16 protein-coding genes are annotated in these 15,166 nt (G+C 49.1%); 1 reads left to right on the forward strand and 15 read right to left on the reverse strand.

Annotated features, from left to right (window positions below; translation table 11 throughout):
- Window positions 1-18: 18 nt before the first annotated feature.
- The 3 genes from OGV93_RS16420 to OGV93_RS16430 form a co-directional block, all read right to left on the reverse strand.
- The gene (locus OGV93_RS16420) at window positions 19-1,239 is read right to left on the reverse strand and encodes a Druantia anti-phage system protein DruA (protein WP_095282515.1); all 1,221 of its coding nucleotides are present in this window, start codon (window positions 1,237-1,239) and stop codon (window positions 19-21) included.
- Between the two features lie 256 nt (window positions 1,240-1,495).
- Window positions 1,496-1,834 carry a type II toxin-antitoxin system RnlB family antitoxin gene (locus OGV93_RS16425; RefSeq protein ID WP_060854645.1) on the reverse strand — a complete coding sequence of 113 codons (339 nt, stop codon included), beginning with the start codon at window positions 1,832-1,834 and terminating at the stop codon, window positions 1,496-1,498.
- 5 nt (window positions 1,835-1,839) lie between these two features.
- Entirely contained in the window at window positions 1,840-2,922 is a 1,083-nt protein-coding gene (locus tag OGV93_RS16430; RefSeq protein ID WP_287109790.1) for a type II toxin-antitoxin system RnlA family toxin, read from the reverse strand.
- 725 nt (window positions 2,923-3,647) lie between these two features.
- Here OGV93_RS16430 and OGV93_RS16435 point away from each other — a divergent pair.
- Window positions 3,648-4,595, forward strand: coding sequence for an ArdC family protein (locus OGV93_RS16435; RefSeq protein WP_287109792.1), 948 nt, complete (start codon window positions 3,648-3,650; stop codon window positions 4,593-4,595).
- 193 nt (window positions 4,596-4,788) lie between these two features.
- On the opposite strand, the gene mobC is transcribed toward OGV93_RS16435, so the two are convergent.
- The 12 genes from mobC to OGV93_RS16495 form a co-directional block, all read right to left on the reverse strand.
- Window positions 4,789-5,535: a MobC family replication-relaxation protein gene (gene mobC, locus OGV93_RS16440; protein ID WP_095282513.1), complete on the reverse strand. Its 747-nt coding sequence runs from the start codon at window positions 5,533-5,535 to the stop codon at window positions 4,789-4,791.
- Window positions 5,536-5,544: 9 nt separating this feature from the next.
- Window positions 5,545-7,404, reverse strand: a complete 1,860-nt coding sequence (locus OGV93_RS16445; RefSeq protein ID WP_287109794.1) for a type IV secretory system conjugative DNA transfer family protein — start codon at window positions 7,402-7,404, stop codon at window positions 5,545-5,547.
- Window positions 7,405-8,195: 791 nt separating this feature from the next.
- On the reverse strand, window positions 8,196-8,501 hold the full coding sequence (locus OGV93_RS16450) for a hypothetical protein (protein ID WP_287109796.1): 306 nt from the start codon (window positions 8,499-8,501) through the stop codon (window positions 8,196-8,198).
- Window positions 8,502-8,516: 15 nt separating this feature from the next.
- Entirely contained in the window at window positions 8,517-8,822 is a 306-nt protein-coding gene (locus OGV93_RS16455; protein WP_287109798.1) for a TrbM/KikA/MpfK family conjugal transfer protein, read from the reverse strand.
- An 88-nt stretch (window positions 8,823-8,910) separates the two neighbouring features.
- Window positions 8,911-9,927: a P-type DNA transfer ATPase VirB11 gene (gene virB11, locus OGV93_RS16460; RefSeq protein WP_287109799.1), complete on the reverse strand. Its 1,017-nt coding sequence runs from the start codon at window positions 9,925-9,927 to the stop codon at window positions 8,911-8,913.
- Complete coding sequence (gene virB10, locus OGV93_RS16465; RefSeq protein ID WP_287109801.1) at window positions 9,917-11,236, reverse strand: VirB10/TraB/TrbI family type IV secretion system protein; 1,320 nt, start codon at window positions 11,234-11,236, stop codon at window positions 9,917-9,919. Before virB10 ends, virB11 begins: the two co-directional genes overlap by 11 nt.
- Window positions 11,233-12,123, reverse strand: coding sequence for a P-type conjugative transfer protein VirB9 (gene virB9, locus OGV93_RS16470; protein WP_287109803.1), 891 nt, complete (start codon window positions 12,121-12,123; stop codon window positions 11,233-11,235). The genes virB10 and virB9 overlap by 4 nt, the downstream gene beginning before the upstream one ends.
- Window positions 12,123-12,806, reverse strand: coding sequence for a VirB8 family type IV secretion system protein (locus tag OGV93_RS16475; protein ID WP_287109804.1), 684 nt, complete (start codon window positions 12,804-12,806; stop codon window positions 12,123-12,125). Before OGV93_RS16475 ends, virB9 begins: the two co-directional genes overlap by 1 nt.
- Window positions 12,799-12,939, reverse strand: coding sequence for a hypothetical protein (locus OGV93_RS16480; RefSeq protein WP_287109805.1), 141 nt, complete (start codon window positions 12,937-12,939; stop codon window positions 12,799-12,801). The genes OGV93_RS16475 and OGV93_RS16480 overlap by 8 nt, the downstream gene beginning before the upstream one ends.
- Before the next feature lie 92 nt (window positions 12,940-13,031).
- The gene (locus tag OGV93_RS16485) at window positions 13,032-14,072 is read right to left on the reverse strand and encodes a TrbL/VirB6 family protein (RefSeq protein WP_287109806.1); all 1,041 of its coding nucleotides are present in this window, start codon (window positions 14,070-14,072) and stop codon (window positions 13,032-13,034) included.
- Between the two features lie 75 nt (window positions 14,073-14,147).
- Entirely contained in the window at window positions 14,148-14,423 is a 276-nt protein-coding gene (locus OGV93_RS16490; protein WP_287109807.1) for an EexN family lipoprotein, read from the reverse strand.
- Between the two features lie 11 nt (window positions 14,424-14,434).
- A complete protein-coding gene (locus OGV93_RS16495) occupies window positions 14,435-15,163 on the reverse strand; it encodes a TrbJ/VirB5 family protein (protein ID WP_287109809.1) in 729 nt (242 codons plus the stop codon).
- Window positions 15,164-15,166 lie beyond the last annotated feature (3 nt).

A 15,166-nucleotide genomic window follows, 5' to 3' on the forward strand; every position in this document is an offset into this window, starting at 1 on the left:
CTCTTCCTCCCAACTCCTTTAGGCAGTTTTACTAGTTATTACGTCCAGTTTTAATCCTTTAATTAGTAAGGATATATCGTCCCGTCTCCAGTTCTTATAATAACCCTGCCTTAGAGCTCGCGGTTCAATCCATCTCTTACGCGCAAGTTCAGATATTTCATCAATAGTTTTTAAGGTTGAAAGGTCGGGTGTACCCCTACCAGTCGCGAGAATTTCTTTTGCATTTTCAGCGAGCTGGCAGAAAAATACCTCTCTTTGGATTCCATGACGTAAAACAGCTTGGTTAATCCCGAGTTGTTTCAGGGCAGCTTTGATAGTTCTGAGCCGCCAATTTGAGCCTTCGCCAAAGCAATGTTGATCGGCATACGGGTGCTCTGCGAGCCGAAGATATTCACGCATCTCCCCAAATAACTCATCGGTAATATGAAAATGCCCCCAGCCGACGGTATAACCGATTGGTTCAAAATAACTTATGCTATCTAGCTTCAGTCGATTATAAAGTGATGAACGCCCCATGGAAGAACTTGTTGTCACTGCTAGTAAGTGAGCGTATTTATCTTTACCAGAAATGATGCCCGTCGTTGAACCATAGTTTCGTAGGAAATCGTCATAAACTTCTCGTGAGCGGATTAAACAGGCAATCGCTTTACCGCCTAAAAGCATATTGTAGGGGGGAACCGCTCCAAGAACGTAAGCATCAAGTATGTTAACTAGCCGACTTGACCGATCATTAGATGTCCATCCGATTAAATTATCACGTACAGATAAGTTAAAAACTGGATCTCCTAATGCAAATATTCCAGCAAGTCGGTCATGCCCTCTGTCCCACACGAGGTACCGCATGCGGCGACCGTAACCATTTGATACTGGAACAGACCAGGTTAAAGATGCTGCCCTAAAGAGTTTGGATTCGAACGAATTCGCAGAAACTTTTATCAATGATAAGCGAATCTTAGTTGGATCAATCTCATTTCCGTTGGCAAAATATGGTATGGCACTTGGCAAGAATTCAGATATAAATTGCTCAGAGGAGCGTAGACGTTCTTCACGTTGAGCGCTGTGCAGTTGACGGATTGATTCTTTTCCTGACTCAGGACGAACTAGTGTTCCATCCGGCCCTTTTTGAAACCCCAGCTGTGTAAAATGTGAGCGTATTTTGCGTTTTAAGCTAGCCTCTGGGGTAAAGGCTTGTGCTACTGGGGCTTTCTCTCCATTGCTCTTACACTTAACTGATTTCAATGCCTTACCTTAATCTTCTAATTCAGTTAGTTAATGTACAGTTTATAATACTTGCAGGTTACTTTCATCACAATGGACATAAAAATTTTCTTACTTCCATAGTTTTAGCATTGGTCTTCTGGTGGGGGCATTGATTAGCGGTCTAACATAAAAGATTTAATAATCTGTGTTTCTCTATTGTATTGAAAATGTTATGTTTTTTATTTTTGTAAGTATTGAAGAATCTATGCGAGGTGATCAGGAAAAAACGGCTGGATTAGTGTGTGAACTTTTCAATCTCAGTGGATGAGAGTACGCTCCCAAGTAGAAATGTCTGATCTTGTTTAGCAAAAGCATCCTGTTCATTTTTGATACTTGGATTTACATTGGATTCTAGCACGAACGAGGAACGAACAAATTTTCTATTGGTAAATTTCATAGATGCAAAGCGGTTTTCTGCTAAGCCATTTACAGCTAATAGGTCAAACAGCACTACACCCTCAAAACCAAGTTGATCGAGTTCAATTGCCAGACCTTTTAATTGACGCAAAGGGTGAAAATCCGCTGTGGCAGTTATAACAGCTATTTCACCAATAATGCGTATTTTTTGAATCATAATTTTCACATTCTCGCTGTATATAAGCTATCGATCGCAGAATATGTGTTTTTAGATAAACTTATTGCCTTTTCAAGGGTATCTATCATGCGACTGCCATCTGCAAACTCTTCCATATGGAAAAGTGTATGACGATGTTTCCTATAGAATGTATAGCCGTTATTCAAAGCATCCTGCATACCTACATTTCTAACCATTGCACTGTATTGAGGTTTTAAAGTACATAAGCCACGATTGATATCAAAAAAGTCGCCAAAACCATGTTCTGCATCTTCAACAGACATATTGTAAATGCACATCTGCTCTTTCAGCACTCCTTCGAGAGCCCGTAGGTCCGGATAGAGTAATAGGCAATAATCTGGTAACTGTGGTGAGGCTAATTTCACACAACAGCTAGAGATTAGCAGTTTTTTTACTGATTCAGGTAAGAGTTCATAGCTTCTAGGAAATGCCGTTTTTATATAGTCATCGGCCATCTCCTTTCTAACTATCTCAGCGCTACTGTTATCTTTACGATATAAGACTTGTTCTAATCCTTTGAGATCCAGTAAATCTGTAAGCATGAAAATAACACGACGATAACATGACAAAGGTTTACCCTGTATTTGTAAAACTCTTGTCCGTCGATGGTGAGTGAGAGTTAAGTGGTCTTGATGTGCAATACTTTTCAGCGTTACCTGCTTACAGTTGTCCTCATCACGTAAGAGATTGAGTTCAATATCACCAGCCTCCAAAACGCATTCTAATATAGGATCGAATGATTCTGTAGTTATTCCTTTCAATGAATAATTGACGTTTTCAAATTCTGCTGGGTCGATTGTATCCCTTAAATATGAAGCAAGTGTTTCACCAACTGGTTGATTTCTACCTAATTTCCACTGAATCGTAGTTGTACCTGTATGGTTGAGGTGAAAATCAACAGTTGAGAATTCCGACCCAGTAGAGCCAAAAACCACCCTTTTCCTTTTGGGAAATGTTTGTATATCTCCATCAAGCTGATAGCCGTGAGATTCCAGAAAGTTCTGGATATTGAGATCAAGGTTTTCTCGGTTAAGATTCAGATCTCTGTAGTCAACCACGATTTTCACACCCCTTTCTCTCAATTATTTGTAATCTTTTAACAGAAGATTATAACACCATTTTTAAATTAAGTCATGCTCTAAAAAGTGATGATGGCGAAGATTAGTTTTCCACCAAAAATCCTAGTTTATTAGATAGTTAAACGGCAGTGTGGAGTCGCCTCGGTGAGGCAAATACAAAGGGAAGGTGGCATATAGCGAAGATTCAAGCCACACTCATTCATGCGGAACGGAATTATTTTTAATGTAATGCAATTAATTATAAGATCAGAGTCAATTTATAATAACACCATATAACTATAGCGGTGGTTTTAAATTGATTATTCTAACTGAAAAATTGGAATTTCAAGGGAATTTGCTATCAACTAAAATATTTTCACATTTTAGAATGCCTTTTAAAGGCTGGTTGTAAAAATAATTACCTACAGTTCATTATTTCCTCCTTAGGAACAATATATTAATCTCTGCCAGTCATGCTTATACTATATCTAAAATCCCAAACCCATTTCACCGCTGCAACTGAGGGGCGCTAAGCCCGGCTATATAGGGGCAAGTTTTTCTCCCGTGTGCTTTCCGTTCTCCATATCTGCTTCCGGTTAATCGTTTCCCAACACAACCCGTCCTGCAAGGGTAAATGGCACGCATGCTGCGCCCTTGCAGGACAGAACGATGCCGGGAAAGCGAACCGTCAGGCGATACGAAGACGAAAATCACACACTGACGGAGAAAAAACAATGACGATTTCCCTGCATACCACCCGGACAAGCGCCCCTAACACCGCAGCGGCGACCAGCGTATCCCCGCTGGACCCGTCAGGCTCCTCAAAAACGAAATTGTCTAAAACCAGAACGGATATTTATCAGACCGTCACCGACAACATCGTTGCAGCACTTGAAAGCGGTGTAAAACCGTGGTCCTGTCCGTGGCAACGCGTATCGGGCATGTCTGGTCTGCCATCTAATTACGCAACCGGAGCAGCCTACAGCGGGATGAATATCATGATGTTGTGGTGCAGCGCATCTAAACAGGGTTTCAGCGATTCACGCTGGTTGACCTACAAACAGGCTCAGGCAGCAGGTGGACAGGTTCGCACACGTGAACATGGCACAACAGCCATTTTCTACACCACCCTGGAGAAGGAAAACGACGCCGGAGAAATTGACTATATCCCGATGCTGAAAACTTTCACCGTGTTTAACGTTCAGCAAATCGACGGTTTGCCCCTGACAACTGAAACGGTCAGCCCGGAAGCGACATTTGCCCCGTTACCGCAGGCTGAAAATCTGTTCAATAAGAGCGGTGCAAACATCATCGAGAAAGGACAAAATGCTTTTTTCAGCCCATCAACAGATGAAGTCTGGCTACCGGAGCGCCATCTGTTTTCAGATGCGGCGAATTTCTACGCTACCGGCCTGCATGAGCTGGTTCACTGGAGTGGTGACAAAAAACGCCTGAACCGTGAAATGAAAGGGAAGTTTGGCAGTGCAGATTATGCAGAGGAAGAACTGGTGGCGGAGCTGGGAAGTGCCTTTCTGATGGCGGATCTGGGAATTGAGGGAGAGGTACAACATGAAAGCTATATTGCTTCCTGGCTGAAAGCGCTGAAAAACGACAAGCGTTATATTTTCAAAGCGGCCAGCGCCGCCGCTAAAGCACATCGTTACCTGATGGATAAACTCTGAGACCGAAATCAGACAACCGCAAGGGAATGCGGTTACATGGTTTTTAACCGGCAACGCTGCAAGGCGCAGACTGAGGCGGAACGCAGCACAGCGAGTACCGAACAGTCTGCGCCTCGCAGTGGAATAAAAAAATTCCGGCCTGGCGGTATCGCCGCCAGGCCGGTGAGGCCATCACGATGGCCTGAGTAAAATCTTACGTATAGCTGCCTAATGACAGGTGTTTCAGTTCATCAAAGGTATAAATGCGAAACACCCGACGGTGGCGTTCTTCCAGCGGGACCTGCTGATGGTTGATGATGACATGCCTGATGCTGTCAAACAGCAGTTCAAGCGCACGCTTCTTCTGCGGATCGGGCATGACATAAAAAACATAAATCCAGTGCTTGCGGGTACGTGCCAGCAGGTGGCTTGCCATGATCGACTGATAACGGGCTCGGGTTTTCAGGCGGCGCTCGGTTTCAATGGCAATAACGTTACCGTCAGGCAGGGTCAGTAACCCGTCCGGGCGATGTTTCACCTGATACTGGCTGATAAAAGTGGTCCGGTCGCCGTTAATCCATCCCGAAGCGCCTTTCTTCTCCAGAATAAGCCTGGCGGCCTGATTATCAAGATGGTGCTCCAGCGTCCAGCCGGTGATTTTTGATGGTTCAAACCGCGCAGGAAAGATTTTATCATCCGGGGTTAACACCACCGCCAGGCCGTCGCTGGTGATCCCCCATAATGAAATCCTGATTGTCCGTGATTCAAGCACATGCTTCTGGATTAACCCCATTCGCTCCGTTTTTGCCAGCAGCGAATAAAGCGACTTATGATCCCGGAAACCAAATAACTGCATCAGCGTTTTAAAATCACTGTAGGTTTCTTCTTTCAGGAAGTTCAGCAGTTGTTTTATTTTTTCGTGGTTACGAGTCTGGCGTTCGTGAAAGGACGAAATCAGCATAACCGCTCCTTAAAAATCCAGCGGGGACAGGTGTTCTTCATCATCAGGTTTCGGCTTTACCGGTTTTACTTCGATTTCGTCGAAGAAAAGAGTCGGGTGCGTTGTCATCACATCCGGCATGGCTGGTTTATCATCCTCGCCAAAATCCAGCATTATCTTCACCGTGGCTGCCGTTGCGGCAATATCAGGGGAAACCGAAAAGATTTTTAGCTGACGCTTTCTGACCTTTATCGGCGAGATCAGTGAAGCAGAAGGTAGCGTTTTTGTCGTAAAGATAAAGCTGACAAAATCGGGCAGGTTCAGGATCATATTGCTGTCAATAAAGAAACGTTCGGCCTGGCGGATTGTGCGCTCACTGTCGATGGTTTCCGTCAGCATATTATCCGTCTTAGCCTTACGGAGTTCGTCATCCACCAGAATCGTGCCTGACATTCTCGCCACCCATTCCGCTGTATCCGGGTCCATAACCCGGTAAACCAGTTTGAATTTGGCATTTTCAACGACCGCACCGACAACGGCGTCACCTTTCAAATCTGCCGGGCAGTCTTTTAAATCGGCAATGGACTGGTGATCCATAATAATATGTACGCCTTTATCCCGCGCCGCACCTAATCCCTCCAGTGCTGATCTGGATAAATGGTATTTCAGTTCCGAAAGATAAATAGCAATCGGGCGCGGTACGTCTGTTACACGGTCGCGCCTTTCTGCTAACTGGTACAGGCGAACCAGTAACATGCGCTGGGCGGTAATAATTTTGCTGTTTCGCATGGAGCCGATAACATAACAACAGCCGCCTTCATCAAACATGTGTTTAAGTGAAAAGCCTTCCGGTGAATTAATCGCATTGAGTAATGCCAGCTCTTCAATCTTACCGAAAAAAGCTTTGATTTTTTCGGCAATGCTCTGAACGTAGTCACCGTTATAAACATCACGGAGAGTTGCCGATGGGTTATCACTGACAAATTGCGCGGCCATACGCGCGGCTTTTCGGTCATCAATACGATAGAAGTCCGATTCCTGTCCTTTTTCCGCCAGGCTGAACCCTGCAACAAACAGTTCTTCCAGTTCATCTGGCGTGATATCTTCAATCAGGTTTAACTGGTATTGTTGTTTCCGCAGGTCAATTAAGGCAAAAGGCTTGCCTGCATCCTCGCAGGCTTTGCGGTAAAGGTGGGGTGCCCATTCATCATCCTTGGGGTCCATAACAAAGACACCTTCACCGGCCAGAATGCTTTGATAAAGCAATATGCCAGCGGCAACCCCTTTACCGGCCCCGGTGGTGCCGATAATATCCGCGTGTTGTCTCTGCCAGTCTTTTAACGGGAGATACATCGGTTCGTTCTCCCTGCCCATGCCAGTAAAAATACCTTTATTCAGGTCGATATAATCCAGTGGATCATAATGCAGTGTTTCCGGCAACAAGGACTTTACGGTGCGGACATCGGTGCGCAATTCCCGTTCAAGGGTGGTCTTTTTAACAAGGCGTTTCTTTATTTTGTCCAGTTCCGGCGTGAATATCCGGCGAAGCATAATATGAAAAATAATCCCGGTTACAGTGAAAGCACTCCGTACTGACCAGGCCAGTACTGTATAATCACTGGTGAGTCTGGTCTTATACAGCCACTGAAAAAAGCCGATAACGACCGGGGCCAGTGTGCCAGAGAGGAAACACACCATGGAAAAAGCCATAATCAGCTTTTTCCAGAGCGGCGCTTTCTGCCGTTCATCGCTTTTCATTGATGCAAAAAACGGCATCGTCAGCCCCGCTAATAACGCCAGTATCAGTTGTTGCTGTTGCACAAAAGCGAGCAGCGCCAGCATCCCGTTCACTATCGGTGACAGTGAAGCGGCAAGCTTATTTAAAATCATGATGCCTCCTTCGTCAGCGATTCGTCCCTTACGTTCGACCCATCAATTCGCCCCACGGTGTCGGGCGAAAAGGCGGGGCGAACGTAAGGGACGAAGAAGGTGACCGCTGTGCGGCCATGTGCCGGAAAGCATGCTTCCCGGTACGAAACGGCGTGCGCCAGTACATGCGGGCTGGACGCCCTTATTGCCTTCCGCATGGGGGTAATGTCGCGGCTGGACGCCGCGCCAAAACCCCCAACGTCAAAGGCGGCACACCGTCGCACGCTACGCGCGACCAACCCCTTTAAGACGGTCGCTTTCGCCTTTTTATTCCCTTTGCTCGTTCCTCGCAGCGTGAATAAAAGGGAAGCTGACCTTTAAAGGGGTTGGTCGCGCCACGCTACCGGCTTTTGGCCGGAGACTTAGCCGCGACGGTGTGCGGGGCTGTGCCCCCCAAATAAACCGCTATCGTGGGCGATAGCTTTTCGCTCGCTGGGGCGGCGAAATTTATTCGGCTCCCCCCGGCCAGCTCGGTTCACCTAGGGGTGAACGCTCGCCGGTGGGTTCGGTGACGCAAATTAGCCATTTCTTCGAGATGGAATTTACTCGCCTCACGCCACTTTTTAATTCCTGCTGAGCGCATGAATTAAAAAGCCTAAACACCGCTTTGCCCTGTGCCAGATTTGCCAAAATTCCCTGCGAGATTTGCCCTCGCCTCTGGGGGCGGCTTCGCCATCCTTTGCTAAATACAGGTGAGTTTTCGGTTTGTATTTATGGGCAGGGTATTATGTTGGGGGAGGAATGTTTTATGTTCAATATTCGCTACGACGAATTTCAGCCAGCGTGTCCTGATAACTCTGGCGACTCTCTTCAATACTGGCTTTATCAATCTTAAATCCGCGTCTGGCAGCCTCAGTTATCAGGAGTTGTTGGTCAGTAGTGTTCAATTTATTTAATAGTTGGAATAGTTGAGTAATGACGTGGTAGTGATAAATCTCGTAATAAAGTCCACATCCGCGCATGGCCTCTTTTTCAATCCGTTGAATAACGCTGGAGGCACGAAGGGAATCGCCACGCTGATGTGACCAGGGATGTTGAATAAATCCGGGCTTCGTCATGATGATAATCTTCTTCTATCCGCCACGGATATGACCAAATTTACTGATGATCTGGCTGATAATGTCAGGGTCAGCCGACGAGCATTCGCGTAAAAATGATTTTCTTGCGTCAGCGGTATGGTCAGGCAGAAAGCCGTGCCTGTTCTTTTTGACAATTTTAAAGAAAGATTGCTCAGCAGAATGACATTCGTCGCCGCCTCTGTTACCCATTGTTTTACCGTACAGGCATAAAACCACTTCACAGGCATCGGTTGCCCTCACCGAGGATGAGAATATTGCGATACTGCAAATCAACAATACGGATTTTATTACCTTGTTCATATCAGTCACCATTATGGATAAATGCGTGGTTGGGATTTTCATGCATTAATAAAAGAGAGGTGTTTATCTGTAGGGTGTGCGGAGAGGGCTATTTGAATATCTCCTTCATTTTATTCAGATGGAGTGGCTTAAAATAAATATCGCCCATTCGGCGTACATCCCCGTGAATATCAATGCTGACGATAACGTCAACGCTTTTAAGCACTTTGCGTAACAGCACCTCAAACGGAATGTTCTGGCAGTTCGGGTTTTCATAGCTGCGGTCAATAATGCCCTCAATACATTCTTCCGGGCTGCCCGCGTGCATCGAGGTAATCAGCCCCTCATGACCGGAACCGACGATTTTCAGCGCATCCCACGCCTCCCGCCCGCGAATTTCCGCCAGCAGAATACGGTCGGGGTTCATACGGTAATTCGCCCGGATCAGTCTGCCGGGGGTAACAATGGCATTATCGCCAGCATCCGCCGGGTAAAACAGATGAACATAATTGGCGTGGTGGTAAAACCGGATTTCGGGGTTATCCTCGATGGTGGTTAGCCTGAGATGCGGCGGAATATAGTGCAGCAGCGTTTTCATATAGGTGGTTTTACCGGAGCCCGTTTCACCGACGATAAAAATCGTCTTGCCATACTCCACCGCCTTTTCCATAAAGCTGGGAATATCCCCGCTGTGGTAGCACCGGGCCAGTTCAGCATCTTTACTTTCAGCCTGCTCCTTACCGGATATCCGGTTATAAAACCCGGCATCAATCCACGACTGATGCGTTTTCTGTTCAAATGACGGTTTGCGCAGCGTAATGGACACCGTGTTACGCTCACAGGCCGGGGGCATGATGGCCTGAATACGTTCGCCGGACTCAAGCGTGGCGGACAGAACAGGGGACGTATCATCAATGTTATCCTCCTGCCATGACGCCAGCGCTTTGGCAAAGGCGTAACACTGGCGCAGCGTGACAGGAACATCATGCTTCTGCCATTTGCCCTTAATTTTGGTATGAAGTTCACCCGGTCGATTAATCGCGATTTCAGTGAGCCCCTCAGTCGGCAAAAAAGCACCGAACAGCTGATTTTTCATAAAATCCAGCGACAGGTTTTCAGCGTTCATACCACCTCTTTTTCAGTCGCAGTTGCCAGACGGACGAGAAATCAATATCGGTGCCGGTCATGATGCCGATAACGTCACCCTGATTCAGATACATCGTGGGCGGGATATTGATGCTGTTGTCCAGCGTCGTTTTCGCCATTTCGGCCGTGGCGGCGCGGGTGTTTTCGGTATAGTCGGTATTGCGGTCTTTTCCCGGAGCCGCATCCGCCGCTGCTGCGGCCACGTCCTGCACGGTGCTCAGCATCAGCGCATTGCCGAACCGTTCCCAGAAATGGCTATCAATCCAGCCTGCGATCCCCGCCTCACCCAACGGGCCGGTGGCGTCTGTATCAGTCAGCGGGATTTGCAGGCTGCCGGGCTCGGGCGTGCGCAGCTCTGTCCACAGCACAAACATCCGGCTGCGACCATGCTGCAGCGCCCCGGTGCGGTAAATACCCCTTGCGACGGTACCCGCCGGCAGAAGTTTCACGTGATTGCTGGCGCTGTAGACATCCTCACTGATCAGGCAGGAGATATGGCCGCCCACGTCGGAAACGAAGCGCCGCATCATTGAGCAGGGAATATAGCGGTCAACGGGAATATACAGATCGGGATCGAGCCCCAGCCGCCTGACGCCGGTCACTTTCGCTACGCCCGGACTGGCGATTTCAGCATTCGCAGCCGACCCGTGAGTTGGATTTCCGGCGTACGGGCAGCGCAACTGGCCATCTTTACCTTTGATCATCACTGACGTACACGGGGCATATGTGTCAGCTGGCGGACTGCCGGTTGACACAGAGCTACTGCTTGGTGTGTTTTGACCCGTCCGCACGTTGCTCTCCTGAGTCGTACTGGCCGTGCCGTTTAGCCCGGCAGCCAGCGCCGCCGCCTTATTCAACAGGGGCGGTTCCGGTGATGATGACGCAGCGGCGGGGGCCTGACTTGCCCGGTCTGTTGTCGCTTCCGGCTTGTGCTGGCCGAACAGGCCGAACGGGTTGCTGTCCATACCGAGGTTTTTGCGCTCATGCTGTACCGCGCCGTTTGACGGCGGCGGCGCGGTGTCGGCCGCTTTGCCATCACCTCGTTTCAACGCCAGCAGAAGGCGATCGCCGCCGAGCGCCAGCGCAATCAGCAGGACCAGGCTCAGTAGGGTGACGATTAGCGTGCGGCGACCGGAGGATTTTCGAAAACGAGTCACCTCAGGCTGGCCGGGCTGGTGCGGCGGTTCCGGCTCGCGTCGGGCCATCTCCGCGCGGGCGCGTTTGCGGGCCTCCGCTTCACGCTCTGCCGTGGTCTTTTCCGGTTCTTCCGGGGAAGGAGTTGCTGTCATTTTGCCTCCAGCGTGACGTTAGGGGAGACGGTGTCACCGCTGGCGACCGCCATTCTCCCGAAGGTCGCGTTTTCAATTCCTACCACAGTAGGGCCGTAGCGCAGCACCAGGTCTGGCGACAGCGCGCGGACCACCATCACGGTGTAATTTCCCTGACTGACAATCTGCGGCGTTACCGCGTGTTCTTGACCGTTAATGACAAGGAAGGTGGAGGGCAGGATTTTGGTGGGGGAAAAACCAAGGTAAGTAAAGCGGCCATCGTCGTAAGTGAAATCAGGCGCAATCGACGCCGAACCGGCGGCCACCCGTTTGGTATAACGCCAGTTGCGCGGCGCGGTGGTCTGCCTGAATGCCGCCGCTATCCGCTGCTTTTCCTGCGCTTCCTGCAGCCTGTTCAGGCGTGTGGCACTGGCGGCGTCGGATAGCTGACGGACTTCAGCCGGATAGTGGTAGCGGATAACGAACGCCTGCGCGGGCGAATCGTGGTCCAGCACGTTCAGCTCCAGGCTGTAATCGCGCTTTGACGTCACCACAAAGAGGTTGGTTTTCCAGTCTTGTGCGGTCGGCAGGAAAACCTGACTGACGTTGTTGCCGCTGGCGTCCGTGACCGGCTGCGTTATCGGGTTCGGGCTGACGCCGACCCGGTTATCGCTTTTGGTTATCGTCCAGCCTTTGGGGAAACCGGCCTGCGCGTCAATCACCACTTCATCGTCGTCAAACAGCAGCGTGGTGACGTAGCCGGGCCGGGTATTCACCACGGTGGCGTTCTGGCTGTTGTAAGGGACGTTCTGCATCCGGCTGTCATACGTGCTGCCGTGCGGCGTGGCCGCGCCCCATACCGTACATGACGCGAGAATAAGCGCGAGGGAAAACATGATTTTCAGCATTATTCGCTCCTCAGTTCTTTATCGCGCTGGTAACTGGTGACGATGAATCCCAGGGGGTTCACTTCGCGCTGGCTGTCCGTCAGTTGTTTGCGGGGGAGGTAGCGCCAGGTCAGGCGGATATTCCAGAAATCCGTTTTTACCGAATTATCTGCAATGCGGCGAAGGGTGCGCTTAATACGCAGGGTGGCAAGACTATCGGGAGCCGTTGCGGGAGCATGGACGTTGGAAATAATGTCGACAGAGACGACATAGTCCGCCTTGTTGAAAATGACATCCGGTGCCTGGTCACCGTTAAATCCATCCAGATACTCTTTATTGACGCTGTCGCTGTTGAATAACTGCACGTCATCGTAATCGCGCTGAAGAGAAAAATAGTTATACCCTTCACGCAGGGTGACGTAATGCGCCGCCAGTGAATGCGCCAGCGCCTTCTCAGCGGAAATATCCCGCTCTTTAATACGGGTCATGTATTCGTAGCGCCCGGTCTGCTTATCCACTGACCATAATTCGATTTCAGTGGTTTTCAGCGGCAGCAGAATAATCACGGCGGCTATAGCCAGTCCGGCCAGAGTAAATCCGACCGCCGCCATTGCCCATGCATTTTTCCTAGCACGCTCCTCCTTTTCCAACATGATGGATTCAAATGAGCGGGATACATTGATGATTTTCTGAACGTCAGGCATTGGGGGTCAGCTCCTGGATGATGGCGGGGGAATTAACCGGCTGCGGGGAGCCGGATACCGGCGTGAGATTGCTTTTATGCTGTGCGCAGCCTACAAGCACGCACAGCATCAGAAGGAAGATGCTGAATTTCATACCAGACCCCTTATGTAATGGATGCAGGAATGCCGCTCCGATGGACGCAGGCAGCAATGAGATAGGTAGGTGAAATTGACGATCGGGAGGGATCAGCGGTTACGCTGCTGATTGAAGCGTTTCATGCTTTCGATGGCGGCGGCACGTTTTTGCCATGCTGTTACAGCCTTGCCGGTTCCGGCGGCGATGAGTCTGCCAGCTACTGCTGCAGCTACCACCCCCCCTTTGGCCGTCATCCGGGCACCGGTGGCTCCGGCCTTCATGCCCGGTCTGACCGCGTCGGTGGACTTGCTCGCCAGCCCGCTCAGGCCACTCATGGCAGCGCCCTGTAATACGGCCTGCACGGCGGCACCGCTGAGTGCATTGGCGATCTTCGCGGAAAAATACACCACGACACCCGCTGCAATCCCGACCAGCAAACATTGCGCCGCCAGGGTGACCATATTGCTTTCAGCAGATGTTGCTGTTGCGGCATCCAGTATTTTATTCAGGTAGTTGATGGCGATGCGGACAGACAGGGCGGAAAACATAATCGTTAATATTGCTGTGAAAATTGTTTTCAGCCAGTTATCAAACATGGGCTTAATAAAGCCATACAACAGGCAGAAAATAAATATCGGGGCGGTGGTTGTCATTAACAGAATAGTGATTTCGGCGAGGAGGTTGACAAACGTGGCGGCCAGTAACAGAACGATTGCACCACCCCATACCAGGACCTCGGCAAAGCCACCGTTGAGTTTGACGTAAGTGGAAGTATCCAGATTAAACAGCATTTGCCCCAGCGCCTGTGCCTTTTCCCAGACGGTATCGAGCAGCACCCAGACATTATCATCGCCGCTAATCCCGTCTTTGAGCCCTTCAATAGCAGCAATGCTTGCATCCAGCCAGCCGTCGCGGTTTAAAACAAAAGTGGTGATCAGCAACATACGTCCCACATCCCAGACAACATCTTCAACCGGCGTCTGGAGTTTTCCGCCCAGCGTCTGATAGCCGCGATACATAATAAACAATGTGAAGGAACTGACGATAATCACGCTGATCATGGTGCCGTAGGTGGAAGACTGACCTTCTAAAACGGCGTTGAGACCCTCCATGATGCTTTTGTCCATACCAACAAACATACCACCGGACATGGTGCCTCACTTGAGATGGTAAGAGGTGGGGAATAGAAAAACAGGGAAGAATCCCTGTTTATGACGGAGGAGGTATTACTGAGTGGCCGTTTTTCTTTTTTCAGCTTCCTGCTGAAAAACCGTTTCGAATTTCTGTTTAATGCCTGGCTTGCCTGTTTGTGCAAACATAAGGGCCGCCCGGTGGGCAAACTCACAGTTATCGCTTGCTTCCCCATCTTTGATGCATTGCGTATAGACCTTATAGGTTTCATCGGGATGCTGCTTATACCAGGCTTCGGATTTCGATTCCTTACAGCCTGGCAGCAATGTCGCACCTGATATTACGCATAAGGTTATTATGGGTTTGAACACGTTTGGCCTCCTTATATATTATTAAGGTCAGCAACAGGCGCAGTTAACTGTTGCTGCTCAAAGGCTTTCTGTCTTTGCTGTTCCAGTAGCGTTGTTCGCTGTTCAGCCTGTTTGACAGACATCTCCCACTGATTTGTCAGCGCATTTAACTGTACGCTTTTTGCCGCGATGGTGTTAGCCAGGTCTTGTGACTCTTTCGAGTCCTGCGCGTCAGAAATACGGTCGGATAAATCTGATATATCGCCGAGTGTGCCGGTGATCTTGTTTTCAACCTCAGTGGTATTTTCTATCGCCATTGCCTGATTCAGGATCATTTGTTTGCAACTTTCTGTTAGCGCTTGCGATTTTATTCCCTCCTGTTCCGTGCTGCACACGCTGAAGGATTTGTATTTACTGTAAAGATGTTGAAGTTCTGAAGAGTACGAGCCGTTATGATTGGTTAACAGGTCATCCAGTGAAATACCGTTTTTGCGGAGATTATCAATATCAGTTTTAAGGTTTCTGGCATCGCTGAGAAATCTCTGGATATTCCGCACGCCCGTCGCGGTGGCTAATTGCTGTTTATAGGCGCTAAGCTCGCTTTTATAATGGGTGACGGTATCTTCCCATTGCTGGAGTTTTTGAACCCACTGATTGATAGATTCGACATTTTGCACGGCGTCGAATACCGGTATTCCGGCACTGAACGCCTGGATTGAAATAAACAACGATAATGCCAGTATGATATGGCGGGTCCGCATTTT

This window comes from Citrobacter sp. Cb031, from assembly GCF_030336725.1.
Taxonomy (GTDB): domain Bacteria; phylum Pseudomonadota; class Gammaproteobacteria; order Enterobacterales; family Enterobacteriaceae; genus Citrobacter; species Citrobacter braakii.

What these genes read in the sequence shown, in the direction of transcription:
- OGV93_RS16445 (WP_287109794.1), bottom strand. Translation starts at nt 7,404, where the DNA reads ATGATTTTAAATAAGCTTGCCGCTTCACTGTCACCGATAGTGAACGGG.
- OGV93_RS16455 (WP_287109798.1), bottom strand. Translation starts at nt 8,822, where the DNA reads ATGAACAAGGTAATAAAATCCGTATTGTTGATTTGCAGTATCGCAATA.
- OGV93_RS16475 (WP_287109804.1), bottom strand. Translation starts at nt 12,806, where the DNA reads ATGCCTGACGTTCAGAAAATCATCAATGTATCCCGCTCATTTGAATCC.
- OGV93_RS16425 (WP_060854645.1), bottom strand. Translation starts at nt 1,834, where the DNA reads ATGATTCAAAAAATACGCATTATTGGTGAAATAGCTGTTATAACTGCC.
- OGV93_RS16495 (WP_287109809.1), bottom strand. Translation starts at nt 15,163, where the DNA reads ATGCGGACCCGCCATATCATACTGGCATTATCGTTGTTTATTTCAATC.
- virB11 (WP_287109799.1), bottom strand. Translation starts at nt 9,927, where the DNA reads ATGAACGCTGAAAACCTGTCGCTGGATTTTATGAAAAATCAGCTGTTC.
- OGV93_RS16485 (WP_287109806.1), bottom strand. Translation starts at nt 14,072, where the DNA reads ATGTCCGGTGGTATGTTTGTTGGTATGGACAAAAGCATCATGGAGGGT.
- virB10 (WP_287109801.1), bottom strand. Translation starts at nt 11,236, where the DNA reads ATGACAGCAACTCCTTCCCCGGAAGAACCGGAAAAGACCACGGCAGAG.
- virB9 (WP_287109803.1), bottom strand. Translation starts at nt 12,123, where the DNA reads ATGCTGAAAATCATGTTTTCCCTCGCGCTTATTCTCGCGTCATGTACG.
- OGV93_RS16480 (WP_287109805.1), bottom strand. Translation starts at nt 12,939, where the DNA reads ATGAAATTCAGCATCTTCCTTCTGATGCTGTGCGTGCTTGTAGGCTGC.
- OGV93_RS16435 (WP_287109792.1), top strand. Translation starts at nt 3,648, where the DNA reads ATGACGATTTCCCTGCATACCACCCGGACAAGCGCCCCTAACACCGCA.
- mobC (WP_095282513.1), bottom strand. Translation starts at nt 5,535, where the DNA reads ATGCTGATTTCGTCCTTTCACGAACGCCAGACTCGTAACCACGAAAAA.
- OGV93_RS16450 (WP_287109796.1), bottom strand. Translation starts at nt 8,501, where the DNA reads ATGACGAAGCCCGGATTTATTCAACATCCCTGGTCACATCAGCGTGGC.